General features: G+C 37.9%; 16 protein-coding genes and 1 pseudogene. 11 read left to right on the plus strand and 6 right to left on the minus strand.

Annotated elements, in window-relative coordinates; all coding sequences use genetic code 11:
• Window positions 1-96: 96 nt before the first annotated feature.
• The gene (locus JEM65_RS05715) at window positions 97-927 is read right to left on the minus strand and encodes a tyrosine-type recombinase/integrase (protein WP_199597970.1); all 831 of its coding nucleotides are present in this window, start codon (window positions 925-927) and stop codon (window positions 97-99) included.
• Window positions 896-2128, minus strand: coding sequence for a site-specific integrase (locus JEM65_RS05720; protein WP_199597971.1), 1233 nt, complete (start codon window positions 2126-2128; stop codon window positions 896-898). The genes JEM65_RS05715 and JEM65_RS05720 overlap by 32 nt, the downstream gene beginning before the upstream one ends.
• Before the next feature lie 199 nt (window positions 2129-2327).
• Here JEM65_RS05720 and JEM65_RS05725 point away from each other — a divergent pair, with 199 nt between their 5' ends.
• The gene (locus tag JEM65_RS05725) at window positions 2328-2495 is read left to right on the plus strand and encodes a DUF6876 family protein (RefSeq protein WP_233530536.1); all 168 of its coding nucleotides are present in this window, start codon (window positions 2328-2330) and stop codon (window positions 2493-2495) included.
• Between the two features lie 11 nt (window positions 2496-2506).
• Window positions 2507-2704 carry a hypothetical protein gene (locus tag JEM65_RS05730; RefSeq protein WP_199597972.1) on the plus strand — a complete coding sequence of 66 codons (198 nt, stop codon included), beginning with the start codon at window positions 2507-2509 and terminating at the stop codon, window positions 2702-2704.
• A gap of 68 nt (window positions 2705-2772) precedes the next feature.
• Here the strand turns inward: JEM65_RS05730 and JEM65_RS05735 are convergent, their stop codons facing one another.
• Window positions 2773-3069: a hypothetical protein gene (locus JEM65_RS05735; protein WP_199597973.1), complete on the minus strand. Its 297-nt coding sequence runs from the start codon at window positions 3067-3069 to the stop codon at window positions 2773-2775.
• 77 nt (window positions 3070-3146) lie between these two features.
• On the opposite strand from JEM65_RS05735, the gene JEM65_RS05740 reads away from it, so the two are divergent.
• From JEM65_RS05740 to JEM65_RS05765, 6 genes and pseudogenes are all read left to right on the plus strand, one after another.
• Window positions 3147-3545, plus strand: a complete 399-nt coding sequence (locus tag JEM65_RS05740) for a BfmA/BtgA family mobilization protein (RefSeq protein WP_199597974.1) — start codon at window positions 3147-3149, stop codon at window positions 3543-3545.
• A 37-nt stretch (window positions 3546-3582) separates the two neighbouring features.
• Window positions 3583-3861 (plus strand): annotated as a pseudogene (locus JEM65_RS05745) (DUF5712 family protein); the annotation flags it as partial.
• Between the two features lie 405 nt (window positions 3862-4266).
• Window positions 4267-4638: a DUF7793 family protein gene (locus JEM65_RS05750; protein WP_199597975.1), complete on the plus strand. Its 372-nt coding sequence runs from the start codon at window positions 4267-4269 to the stop codon at window positions 4636-4638.
• Window positions 4639-4663: 25 nt separating this feature from the next.
• A complete protein-coding gene (locus JEM65_RS05755; RefSeq protein WP_199597976.1) occupies window positions 4664-5626 on the plus strand; it encodes an AraC family transcriptional regulator in 963 nt (320 codons plus the stop codon).
• Between the two features lie 112 nt (window positions 5627-5738).
• Entirely contained in the window at window positions 5739-7217 is a 1479-nt protein-coding gene (locus JEM65_RS05760; protein ID WP_199597977.1) for a DoxX family protein, read from the plus strand.
• A gap of 74 nt (window positions 7218-7291) precedes the next feature.
• Window positions 7292-7558, plus strand: coding sequence for a DUF6520 family protein (locus tag JEM65_RS05765; protein ID WP_199597978.1), 267 nt, complete (start codon window positions 7292-7294; stop codon window positions 7556-7558).
• A gap of 20 nt (window positions 7559-7578) precedes the next feature.
• Here the strand turns inward: JEM65_RS05765 and JEM65_RS05770 are convergent, their stop codons facing one another.
• Genes JEM65_RS05770 through JEM65_RS05780 form a run of 3 tightly spaced genes read right to left on the minus strand, consistent with a single transcriptional unit; the run spans window position 7579 to window position 14589 of the window.
• Window positions 7579-10176: a S9 family peptidase gene (locus tag JEM65_RS05770; protein WP_199597979.1), complete on the minus strand. Its 2598-nt coding sequence runs from the start codon at window positions 10174-10176 to the stop codon at window positions 7579-7581.
• A 1-nt stretch (window position 10177) separates the two neighbouring features.
• A complete protein-coding gene (locus JEM65_RS05775; RefSeq protein ID WP_233530537.1) occupies window positions 10178-11584 on the minus strand; it encodes a RagB/SusD family nutrient uptake outer membrane protein in 1407 nt (468 codons plus the stop codon).
• 11 nt (window positions 11585-11595) lie between these two features.
• The gene (locus JEM65_RS05780; RefSeq protein WP_199597980.1) at window positions 11596-14589 is read right to left on the minus strand and encodes a SusC/RagA family TonB-linked outer membrane protein; all 2994 of its coding nucleotides are present in this window, start codon (window positions 14587-14589) and stop codon (window positions 11596-11598) included.
• Window positions 14590-15619: 1030 nt separating this feature from the next.
• Between JEM65_RS05780 and JEM65_RS05785 the strand changes: the two genes are divergently transcribed.
• The 3 genes from JEM65_RS05785 (at window position 15620) to JEM65_RS05795 (ending at window position 18895) form a co-directional block, all read left to right on the plus strand.
• On the plus strand, window positions 15620-15856 hold the full coding sequence (locus JEM65_RS05785) for a helix-turn-helix transcriptional regulator (RefSeq protein ID WP_199597981.1): 237 nt from the start codon (window positions 15620-15622) through the stop codon (window positions 15854-15856).
• A 160-nt stretch (window positions 15857-16016) separates the two neighbouring features.
• Window positions 16017-16865, plus strand: a complete 849-nt coding sequence (gene dinD, locus JEM65_RS05790) for a DNA damage-inducible protein D (RefSeq protein ID WP_199597982.1) — start codon at window positions 16017-16019, stop codon at window positions 16863-16865.
• An 893-nt stretch (window positions 16866-17758) separates the two neighbouring features.
• The gene (locus tag JEM65_RS05795; protein WP_199597983.1) at window positions 17759-18895 is read left to right on the plus strand and encodes a tyrosine-type recombinase/integrase; all 1137 of its coding nucleotides are present in this window, start codon (window positions 17759-17761) and stop codon (window positions 18893-18895) included.
• Window positions 18896-18971 lie beyond the last annotated feature (76 nt).

The raw sequence follows: 18971 nt of genomic DNA on the forward strand, positions 1-18971 counted from the left end.
AACATATTTTTCGGTTCCCTTTATGGACGTATGTCCCAGAAAAGTGGATAGGATTGGGAGCGCACAATAAATATCCACTCCATTTTTCACCATTTTTTAAAGGGAGTGAACCGCACAGGTATGCCGGATATCATGTATACGAGGTCCCTGCATCTTCCCTATATGTGGTATCCCACACTGTTTTAGCACCTTTTTGAACCACCTGTATGCAGTACTATTTGTAAATGTCTTCCCATTCGCTTTCATAAAGAAAAAATGTTCCTTGTCCGCCGGGCCTTCAACAGGCATACGGTCCCTATATCCTTCGTATTGCTTCATTACTTCCTCCAGGGATGGGTTTATCGGAACTATTCGTTGCATCTTGTTTTTTGTTTTTCTTATAATGACCTGATGGTTCTGGTAATCGATATCCATGTTCCTAATGGATAAGGCCTCATTGATCCTTGCCCCGGTACTGTAGAGGAAGCGTATTAAAGCAGGTATAGCAACAAGAGCTGTGTTCATATTGCCGCGGAACAGATTTAATCTATTGCATTCCTGGAAAATACATCTCATTTGCTCATGAGTGAAAACATAGGGGATAAAGTCCAGATCCTTTCTCCTGGGGAGCCGTGGGATGTAGCATTCATGGCCAAGATGGCACATATACTTGCAGAACTGCGACAATACGGAGTATTTGTCATACAGCGTCCGGGCCTTATCGTTTACACGGGTTGCCCTCCAAGCTGCAATCTGTTCACTGCTTATGTAGGTCGCTGTGGCTCTGGATTTTAAAAAGAACCTGTCAAGATCTAAAAAGATACGTTCGTACTTGTAAAGCCCATAACCCATGGTATCCTTCATCTTCAGGAAGCTATCAAAATAGGGGGCAAACACACTTTCATATTTAACTTGCTTATCCATAAAAAACACCTCCTTTCTGCTCATAAAAATTTATCGGTACTAAGGGTACATCAAGTGCACACTGCATAAGACTGTTTATATCTATGCGCAAATAGTTCATGGTGGCCTGCGTGTCGGAGTGTCCGAGTGTTTCGGATATGACCGGAAGCGAAGTTCCATTGCGTAACAACTGACTGGCCAGGGTGTGCCGCATGGCATGGGGGCCGAACTTACGGCCTTTGATATCAACGCCAGATGCTATTATTTTTCTGCTTACCACTCCATTGATGAGCCTACTGTTCACGGGACGGTAGGGGGCACTGGCAGTCAGGAACACTTGCTGAAAATCGGATATTGGTCTTCCAAATTTCAGGTAGTTGATAATGGCTTCGCCGACATCGGTCAAAAGCGGGAGTTCTATTATTTTCTTTGTCTTGCACTGCATCAGGGATATGAGATTATGTTGCCAATCCAAATTCCCAAAGGTCAGCCCCGCTATGTCCGAAGAGCGGAGACCAAGCCGTGTGGCCAGAAGGAGCATTGCATAATCACGTTTGCCCACCGTACTGGATTGCTCTACCCTATTTTCGATATGCCCTATCTCATCGGCATTGTAGACTGAGGGCAGTTTTTCACGCAATGGATAGTTGTTTCTTCCGATGAAGTATTCCACATTTCTGTCAATGTATTTTTTTTGATACAAGAACCGGCAAAATAGTCGGATAGTATTTAGATACCTGTCCTTGCAATTCTGAACTGATGATATGAAGGTAAGAACATCATCTTCACCAATGGCCGAAACTTGGTCTATCGACCTTAATGTAAGATGGGCAATAAAGTAACTCAAAATACGACGGTGCGTATTAAGGATAGGTTTGCAGCGACGGAGCCTTTCTTGGGATACTATAAACTCGAGAGCGACTTCCCCTAGTTTACCGGGCAACTCATGATACACATATTTTACGCTTCTTTTCCTGACTTTCCCATAAAATAGAAAGTCATCCAGTACGTGTACACTGCGACGGATTGCGCGCATGTGTGAGTCGCTCATTGGCGGGATACCGCTTAAAAATTTCTCACCAATTCCAGCATGGTAGTTTACCAAAAGGTTTTTATCCATGTACTGCTCAATTCCATTACGCCAGAACTGATGGTAATCTTTAATTCGGGGTTCGCTGTAGCCTTCCTCCCTGAGGTAGGCTACACAATCCCTGATCAGGGATTTGATTTCTTTTTCTGTGTCCATTTGTTATTTTTTTATTGGAATGCAACATTGCACTCACTTGAGAATAACAAATATTATCACGATATTATTATCAAAAGTAATGTTGGTTTACAGGTGTTTATGAAATTATTGGGTAATAACTTTGGATAACGATTTACTTGGGATAAAATTCGTTATCACGAGTCGTGATAACGAATTTATAACCATAGACTTTAAAAGATTGTCCAAAAAAAAACAAGATTTTACAGGCTATGAAGCCGAGATAATTTACACGGACGGAAATGATAATATTCTTGAAAAACACGGCTATCGGGCAACCGATTTTCCGCTCGATAAATTGCGGTTATTTTTTGTAAATGATACGCTGATGTTACCAAGCGAATACTAAAATTTAAAGCTATGGTATATCTCAATTTTACAGACTTGAGCGAAGAGGCTCAAAACCGTCTTTTGGAAAATTACAACAACGATGTGGAACGAAAATTTGGCGATGATATTCGCAAATACGTAAGGGAAAATTATACCTGTTTTGAAACGATGATAGAGGAAGAAGCTTTACGAAATTTATATTCCTATAAGTTCATATTCAAGATCTAATTTTCTAAACTTAATAATCAGGCACCTCTAAATTTTGGAGGTGTTTTTTCTGTTCAAGTAATTCCAGTTCAAGAAAAAACCGTATCTTTATTTCGCTGAAATTCAGCACACATAATTAATATAGCTACCCTATTTTCAACTTTCGCTGGTAGCTGTATCCATCTATATTTTACATATAGGAATTTCCGAATTCCTAAAGGGGCAATTGGCTTTTTAGCCAGATTGTATGAAATTTTTGTCACGCTTTGGCGTGACGAAAAGGAATAGCAAGAGGGTAACGGGCAGAGCCACGTTACACATTCCTTTTCGTTTATAAATAATTGATTTTCAATTACTTGAAAATTAATTGATTTTTTAGATTTCATCAATTTGCGTCAAATGCCCCGAAACCACCTGTAAACTGGGATGGATTTGCGTCAAATGCACAAAAAAGCGAAAAAAAATGGATGCATTCATCACCATCAGGTTCAAAAGGAAAACTGCCAAACGTTTTCAGGAATTTTCAAAAAAGCACTTCAAGACACATACGGAAACGATGGAAACCATTCTTGATTTTTTCTTCTATAACGAGATATCACCAAAAGAAAAATTAGATCCGACAGGGAGAACCATCGAAGCCAAACTATTAAAAAGAATCAATGCAGTAATCGCTATAATGAGGGATGTTGAAAAGACCCAAACCAAGCCTACGGTTGCAATGATTCAATCCCTTTTTGAGACAGAACAGCCAAACAAAAAACCTTTGATAGTGGAAAAGAAATATGCCGAGGAAAGAAAGGAAGTTCACTTTCGCGAAATCGAGTCTACGAGATTCACGACCAAAGGGAGAGCGAAGCGGTAAAAGCAAAATCTCAAAAATGAACTTTAAATTATAGGTAATGTACGTCACGATCACAGCTCAAAAAATGGGAGGCAATTATTCTAAAAGTTCGGCTGATTTTGTTGGCTATCTGGAGAAGGAAAACCAAGGCTTGGAGCAACAGGAAAAGGAACATTTCTTTAACCAATATGGCGAGGGCATTTTAGCGGAGGAAGTGGTCAGGGAAATAGATGGCAATACCGCAAAACTTGAAAAGCCCGAACCACGGTTTTATTCTATTACCGTAAATCCTTCAAAATACGAACTGAAACGGTTGCAGGACCATAGCGAGGATCTGTAAAAATACACCCGTGAGATTATGAAGGATTGTGTGGCTTCGTTTAATCGTGAGAGATGCCATGCTTGGCCATATGTAAGATGTCATCCGTTCTGGATTCCAACACTTCCAAATTCATCTCAAACTCTGATCTCAACTTTTGATATTTCATCGGCCTAGGATTTGTCTTTTGATAAGATTTGCCCAGATTTCGATTGAAATGGGGACCAATTATTTTTGTGGGATAGAAATTAATATGTTCTGACATAATTTAATTGCCTTTGTGCATAATAATCCCGATTAGTCAAATCTTTTTACGTTTTAGTCAATTATTAATCCTTATTAGTCAAATAGTTATCCGTTTTAGTCAATTTTTACTGATGTTAATTTTGTAATTTCGTCAGTACCAGTTTTTAAATAATTTTCATGGTCTTTCAGAATGACTTTGCGACTTATGATTGTATTGATGGGATTTTGCATGTCAATTTTAAGCAAATTATTCTGGAACATGATGCTGCTTTGTGTATTGTAAGGGATAGGCTAGAGGTCCAAAAGGGACTTAGCATGCCGGTGCTTTGCGATATCAGGGCGGTCAGGAAAATAAATAAATCTGCCCGATCCTATTTTGCGCTTGAAGGCTCGACCTTTTTGACGGCCGTGGCATTTGTTGTAGGGCCTCCAGTCTCCAAAAGCTTGTCATCTTACTACCTCCATGCCAACTCTCATTCCGTGCCTTCAAAAATCTTTGTGGATATTGATGACGCATTGGAGTTTCTAAAAACCTTTATTGAAGACTAAATAATTATGACTAATCCTATATGATATGAACCATGAAAACAAACTTAGAATAAGTGCTATCCATCAGATGTTGTTGCAATTGGCCAGTAGCAATTTCCAATATCGAATTGAACGCTCAGAGCACAATGATGAAATCGAGGGGTTGGTCGTGACCCTGAACATGTTGGCGGAAGAGCTTGGAGATTCGATTGTTCATGAGGGTCTTCGCAACAAAGATTCGGAAATATTGGACATCGTACAAATGAGTTTCATCCTTGACAAAAATGATCTTATATGGCATGCCAGCCAAAAGGGTCTGGAAATCTTGGACATAGATTGGAAAGATGGCGATAAAAGAGCATTTATTGAATTTTTGAACAACGGGTCTAAGAAAACTTGGAAAGAATTTCGGAGTTTGGGGGAAGGGGCTCCATTTGACATGGATATGGTGTTGTCGCTCAAGACCAAATCACATCTGATCCTGCCAAAAAAAATGTATGTTTCCCGTATGGTCGGAAACTCGGACAATGAGGAACTAACCGTGGTCACGCTTATCCACCATACAACCCATCAGCAGAAATTACAGGATGAGTTGAGGGATAAGGTCATGAAGTCAAAGAAAATAGTGGAAATACAAATTGAGAAGACCAAATTTGAAAACCCAAAAAGAAGTGTCGCATTGACCCAAGAGGACATTCGCCAAATAAGGAAGGCGCGCGAACTGATTTCCAAATATCCAGAAAAAAGTTATTCTCCGATAAGGGGCCTGGCAGCCAAGTTTGGCATGAACGAGTTTAAACTGAAATATGGTTTCAGGGTACTTTATGGTGTTACGGTCTATAAATTTCATACGGATGCCCGTTTGCGGAAGGCACAATTGATGGTTCAGTACAGTGATATTGCTATCAAGAATATAGCCTACAGGACAGGTTATAAGAGTCCCGCCCATTTTTCAAGAACATTCAAAAACAAATATGGGTTTTCTCCAAGTGAGCTCCGTAAAAATTGATTTTTCAAAGACATATAGTATTGACTACAAGTAAATTAATCCCGATTAGGCAAGTAATACTCCTTTTTAATCAAATTTAAGTTTGGAACTTTACCATATCAAATCAAATGATATGTTAGTTCCAAAATCCTTTCTACAAAAAATACCATGGGTGGTCAGTTTGCTGTTCGTCCTGTTGTTCGTGTATGCGGCAGTCAGTAAATTTTTGGATTTTCAGACCTTTGAGACCCAGTTGGGCCAATCTCCAATACTGGCGGCATTTGCAGGGTTTTTATCTTGGGGAGTTATTTTAATGGAAATTATCATAGCTGTTTTATTGAGCCTTCATAAAACGCGACTCTTGGGACTTTATATAGCTTTCCTCTTAATGGTTCTGTTCACTTCTTATATCGTCATTATCTTAAATTTTACGCCTTTTGTGCCCTGTTCCTGTGGTGGAGTGCTGGAAGCTTTGGGATGGACGGAACATTTAGTATTGAATATCGTTTTCATTGCATTGGCAATATGGGCAATCTATATTATGGATAAGGCCTCATTAAAAAAAGTTGTTTTGAGGCTGTCAGTGATGGTGATTATGGGAATAGGGATGATGATTGTGCTGTTCTTGACTTCAGAAAAAGAAATTAAACGAAACAATGCATTTCAAAGAAAATACATTCCCCATGCGCTTAAAAAGATTGGAGAGTACCAACTGGAGTCCAATGCATTTTATTTTGCGGGAGTGGATGGCAGCGCTATTTACCTGGGCAATTATAATGCGCCCCTGTATTTGAAGGAACTGGGCAGGGATTTAAAAAAGGTCCGTGATCTTAAAATAGAGATCGACACTTACGAACTGCCCTACAAACGCGTAAGGATTGAAGTTGCACCACCTCACTTTTTTATTGGAGATGGCACGGTACCGATCCTTTTTAAGGGAGAGACAAAAAACTGGGAAGCAAAAACATTTTCTAAGGACGATGCATTTTTCTACCAGTTCGCTTTTATGGATAGCACATCATTGGCCATCTTGACGACGAGCACCAAAACAAAGTCCAATACATTAGGTGTCCTACATAAAGATCAAGATGATGTGCACCTAGAGTTGCACCCACAAGTACTCAAAAACCAATTGGATGGCACTTTTGACACTGACGGAATGCTCCTATGGAACGACCAGACAAAACAGGTGCTCTATATCTATTATTACCGCAATCAATATGAAGTAGCGGACAAGGACTTGACCTTTGAGTTTACTGGCAAGACCATTGATACGGTCAGTAAGGCCAAATTGGATATTGCACGTTATACCGCCAATGACGAATCAAAATTAGGTAATGCAGTTTTGGTAAACCGTTATGCGGATACTTATGGCGAAAATCTATATATCAACAGTGACCGCTTAGGAAAATATGAAGACGATGAGGTCCTTAAATCTGCTGGCATCATTGACCAATATGATATAAAGGACAATGCCTATGTGCACAGCTTTTATTTCTATCACCAACCTGGAGAAAAGTTAAGGGAATTCAAAGTGTTTGGTGATATTATCATAGGATTGGTAAACGATAAATTATGGGTGTACCGTTTAAAACCGGAGCCCGTTCAATAATATACTGCGCAGTATCAGGAGTAAGGCCGAATACCTGTAAAACATTGTAGGCCATTAATTTAAATTTTAATAGTATGAAAACGAGAATCTTAAAATCAGGAATGCCAGTTATGGCGTTTCTAATGGCAATAGCATTTGCTTTTGCTTCAGAGAGCACAGTATTTGAAGATGGTAACAGTTTAAGAACTGGTTACATTTTTCAAGATAACGTTTGTGTGCCCGCACCTAAAGATTGTAATCAGGTATCTTTAATACCATGTGTTTACAACGGAAATCAAGTTTATGCAGAGCAGGAGAACAGTACCTCGTGTATTGTTCCTCTGACACATAATGGATTGTAATAATTGATGGAATGGAGTGATTAGTCACTCCATTCTTTTTTTAAATAAAATTTAAACCAATTGAAGATTTTAATAGATAAGTTTTCTTGATTTTCAGGGTTTAACAAATAATGGGATTCATTTTCAAACAAAACCAGTTCACCTATTTTGTTTAATCGTTTCATGGCCATAAACATATTTATGGATTGGGTCCAATTGACATTATTATCTTTCTTTCCCGTCCATAACATAAGAGGTGTGTTCAGCTTTTCAATATAATTCAAAGGGGAATTCATTTTATAATTTTCTTTTAAATTATAGTAAGAATCACCCATGCGAAATTGTTGGTTTTCTATACGCCATATTTGTTCTTTCCTCCAGTCCCATCCTATGTCATGATAATATTGCGTTAAATTGGTAACTGGCGAACCAGCTACCGCAGCAGCAAAAAGATTTGTTTGCGTAACTAAAAAAGCGGCTTCATAACCACCAAAGGAATGCCCAAATAATCCTATTCGAGTTTTGTCTATGGGAAATTCTTCCAATATTTTATTTATCGCCGGCATTACCGATTTTATAACAGATTTTCCAGGGTTTTTAATCTCATAAGCTATAGTTGGAATAAAAACAAAATAGTCATTGGTGAGATATCTAAGTAAATTAAAACCAGTATACTCGTAATCTGAAGGCGGAAAATACAATAGATCGTGCTTGATTACCTTCTCATACAGTTTCACAATCATTGGATAGGTTTTGGTTGAATTAAAATTGGCTGGATAAAAAAGCAGCCCCCTTAAAGTTGTTCCATCAGCTATTCTATAGTTGATAAATCGTTTGCCTCCGAGATCATAATTTAATAGTTCTGAATCGCTTTGATAAAGCATTTCTAATTGCATATTTTTAACATTCATTTTAAAAATTGCAGATGGTATATTAAATTCATTCCTTTTAAAGACTATGATGTCATTTTTTATTAAGACATCTTCTACGATTGCATTCTCATAGAAAATTTTTTTAAGGCCTGATCCTTCATTCCAAAAGGAATAACCTGTGTCAAAATTATCACTTGTCAATTCTAAAATAAATCCTTCATTCAAATTATAACCTATTCCTGAATGGTTATTTAAAAGATTCAAGTATTGAATATCATTTCTTCCTTGATCTCTGCTAATTCTATAAACTATATTCTCCTCCCTACCATTTGTTATTCTTTTTTTGCAGCTCCCATTGATTTCAATCAACCAAATGTCATATTCGTCATATATTATAGCATACCTTTCATCTTCTGACCAACCGGGAATACCATAAGGGCTATTGTCCTTGACGCCAGAATTGTTATCGCGTTCAAAGGATATATCCAAATTTTGAGTTAACGCGATTGTTTTAAATGATTTTGAATCATAGGCCCACCATACCTGATCTTTAAAGTAGGCTACATATCTTCCATTGGGAGATAATGATATGAAACCCTGCTCGTTATATTGTCGTTCTGTAATGAGTTTCTTGTTTCCTGTCTTAAAATCCCTAAGATATAGGTCAACATCTTCATATTGTTTGTACTGAGGCTCATAGAGCATCTTGTCGTAAACTACGGCGTGGTCATGATTTGGGTTATATTGCACCGTGGGGTGTTCCATGTCGGAAATTGGAGTTATACTGCCTGTATTTATATCCCATACAGTCAATAAATATGTCTGTTCATTTTTGCTGTAATGTTGCATTCGTGGGAGAATCCAAGGATCAGAGGACTTCCATACTTCCATCGCAGTCTGTGGTACGCTAGTTGTATCTGCAGATCTTCTATAGAAAAATATAGCTAGTCCATTATCGGAAATATATAAATCCTTATTAGAAATATTAGTCATTGGTAATTGTACCTGTAGTTCCTTATTGTTCAAAACCTCACTTTTTCCAGTTGGGCAGGAGTAACTAATTAAAGAATATGAATTGTTCTCTTTTTCCAAAAAAACAATTGATTGTCCCTCCTTACTTATTGTGATATGAGAATAAGAATTTTTAGAGTACTCTTTAATGGTATTTGCGATATTATCCCTAAAATCATACAAGGAAATCTTTGAATTATTTTGGACTTTTTTAGTGATCACAATTTTAGGAAGATGGGGAAGCCATTGATAATCGACCACTCCATTTTCCTCCCAGATACTCAGGTTATTTAAATTGATCACCTGGAGAACATTTAAATGTTCTGAATTTTGAATCAGTAAAGCCAGATAGCCACCTGTACTGTCAAAGTTGAATTTATTGACGTTCCTGTAATTCGTCTTTACCCCATTTGTTAGATTCAATAATGTAAATGTTCGATCTTTGTCCATATATCCAGTCCACGCGCTATTGTTGGAATAGGAGATGGAGGAAACATGGCCCAATGAGATGGTATCTGCATTCTCAGTGTTCAGGAGGAGATAGCTTTCCTTATTTTTATAGTTGAATTTCTTTAATGTCACCCAACGTCCATCAGAACTCAAATTTTGAATATAGATATTTTTGCTCCACACTGTATCCAATTCCTTTTTATATAATTTTTTACTTGCAGGTGCCTGTGCCAATGCTAAAGCGCTGAAGAAGTAAATAAAAAAAACAATAGGATTGAGACTAAGGATCTGTTGTGACTTGTCCATATTAATATCCAGCATTTTGTGGAGCTAAATTAGGGTTCAATAGAAGTTCAGTTTCTGGAATGGGCATAAGGATATGCGTTATTTTCCAATTGTTCTTTACTGGTCCCAAAACTTCCTCGGCCTTGTTTAGTCTCTTTAGATCAAACCAGCGATGGCCATGTTCTGCAAAAAATTCAAACTTGCGCTCAGTTAAAATGGCCTCAATTAAATCTGAGCTATTTGAAGCGGTCGTATCCTCTAGCCCGGCCCGATTTCTAATCATATTTAAATCTTGTTTGGCCCCAATTAAATTCCCTAAATGAGTTCTGGCTTCTGCACGTATCAGGTATTGTTCTGACAAACGCATAACCACGGAATACTCCTGACTTGCTTTGGTGTTTTGGTTTTGTTTGTATTTAAAAGGCGCATACCATATTTGGTCCCCATCGGTCACTTCTTTGATCCAGTCCCTTTTTCTTGAATCATTGTCTAGAAACGAAGAAACAAGGTCAGGGTTTAAAGCTATAAATGGAGGTGGAGCGGAGCTAAAAAGAAATGAGACCGCCTCATCTGTGTTATCTCCTGCTTTTTTTGGTTTTAGTTGTAAAATTGTCGTTTTGCTACTTTTTAAAAAAACTTCGTTCAGTGATGGTCCAAGGTTATATATAGCGGTATTGTCAATGATATAAGAACTCTCCAATTCTGCCTCTTGCCATTTTTCATTGTATAAATAGACCCTTGCCAGTAAAGCGGAGACTACGGACCGATTTGCTCTTATCCTTTCTGTTGAAGGGTAGGTGTCATTTAAAAAGGCTTTTGCTTCAATCAAATCTTGAATGGCCATTTGATTTATCTTTTCCAGTTCCGTTTTGGATACCTTTTGATTTTGTACATAATCGGTTGATGTGATATAAGGGATCTCACCAAATAAATTATTTAAATAAAAATGTACTAGGGTCCTTACAAACAAAGCTTCACCTTTCAATTGATTTTTTACAGATGGCGACAGGTTCTGGGAACTGTCTAATCCCTCTAGAGCAGAATTGCACATAAAAATCAAATTATAAGAAGCATCCCAAATACTTTTGACATTAGTATTTGATGCCATTATTTGGTGATTGTAAAAAGCTTCAAATGCGGAGCCTGAACTGGAATAATAGTCTAATTCATCTGCATATAGCCCAAACAGAACACTCAGCCCATTAGTTTTTCCCGTTAATAAAACGCCGTCTCGAAGTGCACTATATAAGTTTGTAACAGCGGCTGTTGCATAGGCTTCATCTTGAAAAACGTCGCTTTGGTCTATTTGGTCGTTTGGTGAATCGGCTTCTAGAAAAGCTTCACACCCAAGAAATAATAGTAGTATGGAGCATAAGGTGATACATTTCATAAAAAATCTAATTTCCTTTATAAATCTAAATGGTGTCATATGTATGGTTTTTATAGTTCTATTTTAACTCTTAAGGAATATCTTTTCAGGGAAGGCAGAAAGCCTGATATTTGCTCGGGGTCTCCTCCCTTAAAACTGGTAAGCGTCCAAAGGTTCTGACCTTGAAGAAAAAGTGTACATGAAGTGGCACTTTCTTTTTTCAATGGCAATTTATATGATAAGGAAAGTGTTTTAAGCCTTATAAATGAAGCGTCAGAAATAATGGCATCACTTTGGGTGAATTTGATATGGGCATAGTACGCATTAAAATTGCGCCCTGAAGTATAGGCCTGTAAATATCCGGGATTGCTGGTATTTTGCCAATGATCCAAAACGCCAACGGGTTGATTTTGCATAAAACCCGGTGGCTCAGTGTTATAAAATTCATTGAGTCCGTTTTTTCTAACAAATTGGAATAGGATATCTAAATTCCAATTCTTATAACGGATTGAATTGGAAAGGTTTCCATAAAGTTTAGGGGATACATCTGCAATTAATTGACGGTCTTCCTTTGCCGTGATTTCCCCGTCTCCATTGTAATCGACAAACTCATATAGACCTGTCCCAGGGTTAATTCCTGAATATTGATATAACTTATAAATGGAAAGGGGCCGTCCCAATACCAGTTGACTGGAATAAGTTGAATTTTCAAGCCCTTCAAATGACACCAATTGAGTCTTTGGTATGGTCAACTGAAAGGAACTATTCCAATGGAAAAAATCAGTTTCATAATTACGGGATTGTATTCCCATTTCCCATCCCTTATTATCTACAATGGCATTGAGATTTGATTTTATACCACTAAAACCCGTGGTTCCTGGCATAGGGATGTCTATGAGCTGATTGTCAGAACGATTGTGATAATAGGCCACTTCAAAACTAATGCGGCCATCCAATAATTGTGCTTCAATGGCCGCCTCAATTTTTTTGTTTTTTTCCCATTTAAAATGCGGGTTATATAAGCGGGATGGATAAAGACCTATGAGTCCGTCATAATTGCTGTTGGAAACATTATAGTTGCTGAGATATTGGTAATCGCCTATTTGGTCGTTTCCTGTGGTACCATAACTGGCCCTGAATTTTCCAAAACTTAACCATTTTAAATGTTTTGAAAAATTTTCTTCAGAAAATATCCAGGCACTACCAACAGCTCCAAAATTTGCGAATCGATTCCCTTCACCAAACCTGCTCGACCCATCTCTTCTTCCGGTAAGATTAATGATATATTTTTGCTGCCAATTATAATTTAATCTAGAGTAAAGCGCCAAATAACGATACTGGGAATTGGCCTCATTCAAAATTTTTAAATTCTGTGCGGAACTAAAATTATTGATCTGTTGATTGTTTATAAACCCAGAAGCATATAATCCTAACTGCTCCATATTCTGCTCCTGAAAAGTAGTTCCCATTGTAAAAGTCAACTTTCCCTTGCCAAGATTGTGTGAGGTGTCCAGCTGTGGTTCAATTATCCAGGAACTTCTTTTGCCTTCATTTTTCAAAGCATTGGATGAAGTACTTGTCAGGCCATATGCAGGATTATACATGGTATGTGGGTTGGCTTGCTTTTCAACCAGGTTAGAATGGCTATAACCCAGATTGGTTTTAAATTCCAAACCTTCAAAAAACCTGTAGCTAATGACAGAGTTGGCCAATAGGTTGCCTGTTTTATTTTTATAGGTGCTTTCCAACGCGGCATAAGGATTGTTCCACGTTGAATTTTCCCAGTTCAAATTGCCCTCATCATTATAGATTTGTGGTGCGTTTGGGGGTAAAAATTTAGCAACCCTTATCAGGTCGCTTGTTGGTAAATAGTTTTTGTCCTGTCCATAGCTCGTCGTTAATTGTAGTTTGAATTTTTTATTTGGAGATTGATGCCCTAGATTGGAAAAAAAAGTTGTTTTCCTATAATTAAAATCCTTTGGAAATACTGTGGTTTCTTTCATGAAACTCCCTCCAACGACAAAACGAGTCATTTCATTTCCGCCAGAGATTAAAGACTTGAATGTATTGTTCAATCCTGTGTTGCCAATGAATTTATCCTGCCAGTTGGTGTACCTATTCTGATCCCATGTGCCATTAATGTCATATGCATAAGCAGGATATACAGTAATGCCCTCATTGGCAAAGGCTTCTTTTCTCATGGCCAAATATTGTTCGGTATTTAACAAAGTGGTCATTGTATCTACAGAGTTAATACCAGTAGAAACATCAAAGGACATAGTAGTTTTACCTATTTCCCCCTTTTTTGTTGTAATTAGAACAACCCCGTTTGCTCCCCTTGAGCCATAAATTGCGGTGGCATCAGCATCTTTCAAAACCTCAATGGATTGAATGGCAGATGGATCTATTGTGTTTAGAGGGTTGATAATTCCTCCCGGCAATACTAGCCCGGCTAACGAAGGGTTACTCAAAGAGTTGATATCATAAGGCACCCCATCAATAACATAAAGTGGTTCATTTCCTGCTGCTATACTATTCTGTCCGCGTATCCTTACCGTATAGCCACCACCTGCTAGGCCAGTGGTTTGTGTGACTTCCAATCCGGGCACTCGCCCTTGCAAAGCTTCCAATGCATTGTTGACAGGCTGCCCCTCAATCTCCTTAGCAGTAATCCGCGCAATACTCCCCGTTTTCTCACGGTCAGTAGTGGTGTAGTAGCCCGCATTGATCCGGACCTCGCCCAGGGCGGTGGCATCTTCTTGCAAGATGATGTTGATGGTACTGCGGTTGTGGATGGGGATAATAAGCGTGGTATAGCCCAAATAGGAAATTTGAAGGCTGTCCGTTGGTCTGGCAGTAATGGTGTAGCGCCCGTCAAAATCAGATACCACGCCCGTATTGGTGTTTTTTATAATAACATTGGCGCCAGAGATGGGCAATTGCCCATTGGTAATCTGGCCGGAGACCAGTAGGTCCTGGGCAGAAAGGGTCAGTGAAATGCTTAGGAAGAAGAGACAGCCGGCATATATACGCCGCCGCCTACACAAGTTATGATTTTTTGTCATAGTTTTGTAATTGGTTAAAGTGATACATTTATTTTAACTTTTGGCCTGCTCCAACGTCGTCGAAAACTGGGAGCGGGTCTTTTTTTTGGTCAATTTTTTTTGACCACTATATTTTTTGTGTTTTTTACGTCATAGGCACGTGGATGTTAGGTGTTTAGGGAAGCGGGGCCGCCGGCATTAACCAGATCTCCATCAACCGGCAGCCCTTTCCCAAAAGACTAAATCTAATTGCTCGCTATGTTGCACTATTTTTTTATAGTGCTGCCATTTCTTAGGGATGGAGGATTGCAATTGGCACAGCGAGGTATTAATAGCAAGCTCCATTTGTATAGTATCAGTTATGAGGTGTAAGCATAGGCAAATGAGTTGGTTTTAAAATGTTAGTATTGTTTTTGTAAACCCCCTTTCTGTCCTATATTTTAGGTAAAACCTCAAAACATTTGGAAAACGTTAAGATTGATACTACTTTTAAGCTGTCGCGTTTTAAAATAAGCACCAAACTGGGTTTCTTCCAAAAAATAGGGAACCTAGGGCGGTTTTGGATGTTGTAATATTAAAGTGTCACACCCTCATGTTACAGCATCCCTTGTGAGTATGATTTTTTGAAGCCATTTTCTTTCTAAGAAAGTAGTGAAGACTACTGGCTAGAAACAAAAAATCGTTCTCACAATTGAAATTATGGAACGATGTTTCTTATAAAATATGAAAAGTGTACAGTTGCACAAAAGCAATAGGACGGACTCACACTTTAGACCAAAGGTCAGCAAAAACCCTCTTCACTTCCTAGTAATAAAACTAAGTTGTGAAGTTTACATCTAAAGTTACGTGAGAACCGCCCACATGCCGTTGGCAAAAGTACGAAACTTTTAAGCATGGAGCGATATCACGATTCTCTCAATGTAAAATTTGCTGTTTATGGTTGAGAAAACATCGTTAATTATGTCTTTACAGACTTAATTATCAATAATGATATTTCAAATATATAAAACATTATTCAATATGTGGCAATAAAACCACAAATATTTATAATATGGACGAAAATAAATTTAAAAATATATATAAGAAGGTTGGAGAGAATATTAAAGCCCTAAGAAAGATGCGTAATCTTTCACAAAAATCACTAGCGTTACTTGTCGAGCCTAAAATGGATAGGTCAAAAATAAGTGATATGGAAAACGGTAAAGAAGATTTTACGTTCTCGACGTTACTAAGACTTTGTGCTGCACTTGATGTTAAGTTAGAACATATTACAAAGGATATAGGGTAAGCTTAATAAGAAATAAGAAGGTTGAAATATTTTAGATATAACTTATGAATCTTGAAAACAGTAGAGTTAGATGAATAATAAGAGAATACTATAATTTTGAGCAAAAACATGTTATTGAATTGATCGATATTTTAAAAAGTTTAATCTAAAACCATAACCTATGACAAAGAATGCACCATCGGACACAGTATTTGAGCAATCAAAAAGAATTGATAACCTGGGTAATGAATATTGGAGCGCAAGAGATTTAGCAAAAACACTAGAGTATTCAGAATATCGTCATTTTTTACCAGTAATTGAAAGAGCTAAAGATGCTTGTGTAAATAGTGGGTATGAAGTTTCAGACCATTTCGAGGATGTCCTCGAAATGGTTACAATCGGATCGGGTGCAAAGCGAGAATTAGAAACGGTAAAGCTATCTCGTTACGCATCTTATTTAATAGTTCAGAACGCCGATCCATCAAAGGAAATTGTTGCCCAAGGACAAACCTATTTTGCTGTGCAGACACGTATTCAAGAAATCAGTCAGATGGATGAATACACCAATCTGTCAACGGAAGATGAGCGCAGACTGTTTTTAAGAAATGAATTAGCGAAGCACAATACCCAATTGGCAGCAGCAGCGAAGGACTCAGGTGTGGTCAAACCAATAGATTATGCTATTTTCCAGAATCATGGATATAAAGGACTTTATGGTGGTTTGGATGCAAAAGGAATCCATCATAAAAAAGGCTTGAGAAAAAGTCAACAAATTTTAGATCATATGGGCAGTACCGAATTGGCAGCCAATTTATTTCGGGCAACCCAAGCGGAAGAAAAATTGCGCAGAGAAAATATTCAAGGAAAACAAAATGCAAATAAAGCCCATTTTGAGGTAGGTAAGAAAGTACGAAAAACAATTGAAGAACTAGGCGGCGCTATGCCCGAAGACTTACCAGCTGTTGATAGCGTTAAAATAATTGAAAAACAACAAAATAAGAAATTAGATGATCCGAAGAAAAAGGATTAGGGTCAAGAAGGAAAAGAAGAGTTAAGCAGGATAGTTGATATTGTGTTAAAATATTATGGAGCAACATTTTGGAAATAATAAACCTAATACAAGAGTCTCGTAACAATGAAATATAAGCAGTAAAATAGGGAACTCATTAATCTTTATTGGAAGGTTAGGATATATATCATGCACAAGCTGTGCTTTTTCTGAATGGAAAGAAGACAGTAGTTGAATTGGGTCATTAAATTCGTACTATATCACTTTTGCTTAGTATCCCGCTCATACACTATCCATGGAGTATCTATGGAGTTGATACGCTATACCTATTTTAGGACAAGACAGACAACCTAAGGAGAGTTTTCTTTTCCGGAAGAAGCAATTGCTTCAAGGATATTACGACCGACTATTATCTGGAAATTAGTGTTTTAATTACATCCTTCGTACAACCAGGATCTCATCATCAGAAAACTCCATCCAGGCTATGTCATATAAATAAAAGAATGTTTTGCCCTTTGAATTTATATGGAAATGGGTATGGTACTTAAAGCGGAACCCTTTCTTCTCCAATAGATTCCTATATACTTTAAGCTGTATTTTGTTTTTACCCAATACCTCCAAAAGAATCGAGTAATTACGTTTTAAGTAGCCATTGATTTCTATCGCGGCGACCTTAGAGGCATAGCGAAGCTTTTTGTGATATATATTTTTACAGTGGGTTGAGCAATAAATCTTATCTGATCGACCTTTGATCGGTTTCTCACATATTTTACATTTATGATCCATATAATCCGTTGTTATATAGGTAAATATACACATTCGTTCCTAACGGATAAACACGTTTAATATCGTTTACAATGATATTTGTGTTACCCAATTTCTCTAAATTTGAATACATCTCTAAAAAGTCTATAATGGAAAGGAAGGATAGAACTCAGATTGTCATTTACCTCCCCCAAGCCAAAGCTGGTCGGATCAAGCTAAGAATTCCATATGAAATGACTAAGGAACGGGAGACCTTTAAGAAACTCAACGGCACTTTTTACCATTTCCATCAAAAGCTGTGGAGCATAGTCAATACCGAAGAAAATGTAAAAAGGCTAGAAACGTTTTTTGGCGAGAAACTAATCAAACAAAGTACAGAAGCTCCTACTTCCATTCCACAAACTGAGATTTCGGAAGCAACTCAGGCAGAATTGGACCGCAATCACCAAAAAATGATTCTTAAAGGTTTTAGCCAGGCTACCATACGTAATTATCAGAGTAATTTGATCCAGTTCTTTCAGTATTTCGAATCAGTTGCATACCGAGAAATAACCAAGGAACAGATAGAAGGCTTTGTATATTACCTTATCAACAAGTACAAGATAAGTGAGCAAAAGCAAAACCAGCTCATAAATGCCATAAAATGCTATTATGAACACACTTTGGGCATGCCTCGTGAGTATTACAATATTACAAGACCCACCAAGAGCAAAGATCTGCCAGATGTATTAAGTAAGCAAGAGGTGGCCGCTATTATAAACTGCCCGAGCAATATAAAGCATAAAGCCATACTTCATGTTCTTTATGGCGCCGGTCTTCGGGTGGGCGAAGTGGTACGTTTACGGGTGGCGGACGTTCGTAGCCAAGACGGTTATCTTTTCATTAAAGACTCTAAAGGCAAGAAGGACAGGCATACTACTCTAAGCCCTTTTCTATTGGATATTTTACGGAAATATTATCGGGAGCACAAGCCTAGCTATTGGTTGTTTGAAGGACAGAACGGGGGTCAATATACCACACAGAGCATCCAACGTATATATCGGAAGGCTGTAAAAGACACTAAAAGCAATCCATGGAGTACGCCCCATACCTTACGTCATAGCTATGCTACACATCTTATGGAGCAAGGTGTAAATATCCGTTATATTCAGAGTTCATTGGGGCATTCCAGCACTAAAACTACTGAGATTTATACTCGGGTTGTAGGAATAAACAACAAAACTTTAACAAGCCCCTTGGATTCTTTGTATGAATCAGGTACATTTGAGAAAGATAAACCAAAATAGCATGGTGTACATAGGTGATATATACGTAACTCCTCGTGTCATATGTTATATATACACATGTTGTACCCAATGTAAA

Source organism: Gelidibacter salicanalis (assembly GCF_016469035.1).
GTDB lineage: Bacteria > Bacteroidota > Bacteroidia > Flavobacteriales > Flavobacteriaceae > Gelidibacter > Gelidibacter salicanalis_A.

Coding starts and splice junctions, on each gene's coding strand:
- JEM65_RS05715 (WP_199597970.1), bottom strand. CDS start 927: ATGAGCAGAAAGGAGGTGTTTTTTATGGATAAGCAAGTTAAATATGAA.
- JEM65_RS05720 (WP_199597971.1), bottom strand. CDS start 2,128: ATGGACACAGAAAAAGAAATCAAATCCCTGATCAGGGATTGTGTAGCC.
- JEM65_RS05730 (WP_199597972.1), top strand. CDS start 2,507: ATGGTATATCTCAATTTTACAGACTTGAGCGAAGAGGCTCAAAACCGT.
- JEM65_RS05735 (WP_199597973.1), bottom strand. CDS start 3,069: ATGAAATCTAAAAAATCAATTAATTTTCAAGTAATTGAAAATCAATTA.
- JEM65_RS05740 (WP_199597974.1), top strand. CDS start 3,147: ATGGATGCATTCATCACCATCAGGTTCAAAAGGAAAACTGCCAAACGT.
- JEM65_RS05750 (WP_199597975.1), top strand. CDS start 4,267: ATGGTCTTTCAGAATGACTTTGCGACTTATGATTGTATTGATGGGATT.
- JEM65_RS05755 (WP_199597976.1), top strand. CDS start 4,664: ATGAACCATGAAAACAAACTTAGAATAAGTGCTATCCATCAGATGTTG.
- JEM65_RS05760 (WP_199597977.1), top strand. CDS start 5,739: ATGTTAGTTCCAAAATCCTTTCTACAAAAAATACCATGGGTGGTCAGT.
- JEM65_RS05765 (WP_199597978.1), top strand. CDS start 7,292: ATGAAAACGAGAATCTTAAAATCAGGAATGCCAGTTATGGCGTTTCTA.
- JEM65_RS05770 (WP_199597979.1), bottom strand. CDS start 10,176: ATGGACAAGTCACAACAGATCCTTAGTCTCAATCCTATTGTTTTTTTT.
- JEM65_RS05775 (WP_233530537.1), bottom strand. CDS start 11,584: ATGACACCATTTAGATTTATAAAGGAAATTAGATTTTTTATGAAATGT.
- JEM65_RS05780 (WP_199597980.1), bottom strand. CDS start 14,589: ATGACAAAAAATCATAACTTGTGTAGGCGGCGGCGTATATATGCCGGC.
- JEM65_RS05785 (WP_199597981.1), top strand. CDS start 15,620: ATGGACGAAAATAAATTTAAAAATATATATAAGAAGGTTGGAGAGAAT.
- dinD (WP_199597982.1), top strand. CDS start 16,017: ATGACAAAGAATGCACCATCGGACACAGTATTTGAGCAATCAAAAAGA.
- JEM65_RS05795 (WP_199597983.1), top strand. CDS start 17,759: ATGGAAAGGAAGGATAGAACTCAGATTGTCATTTACCTCCCCCAAGCC.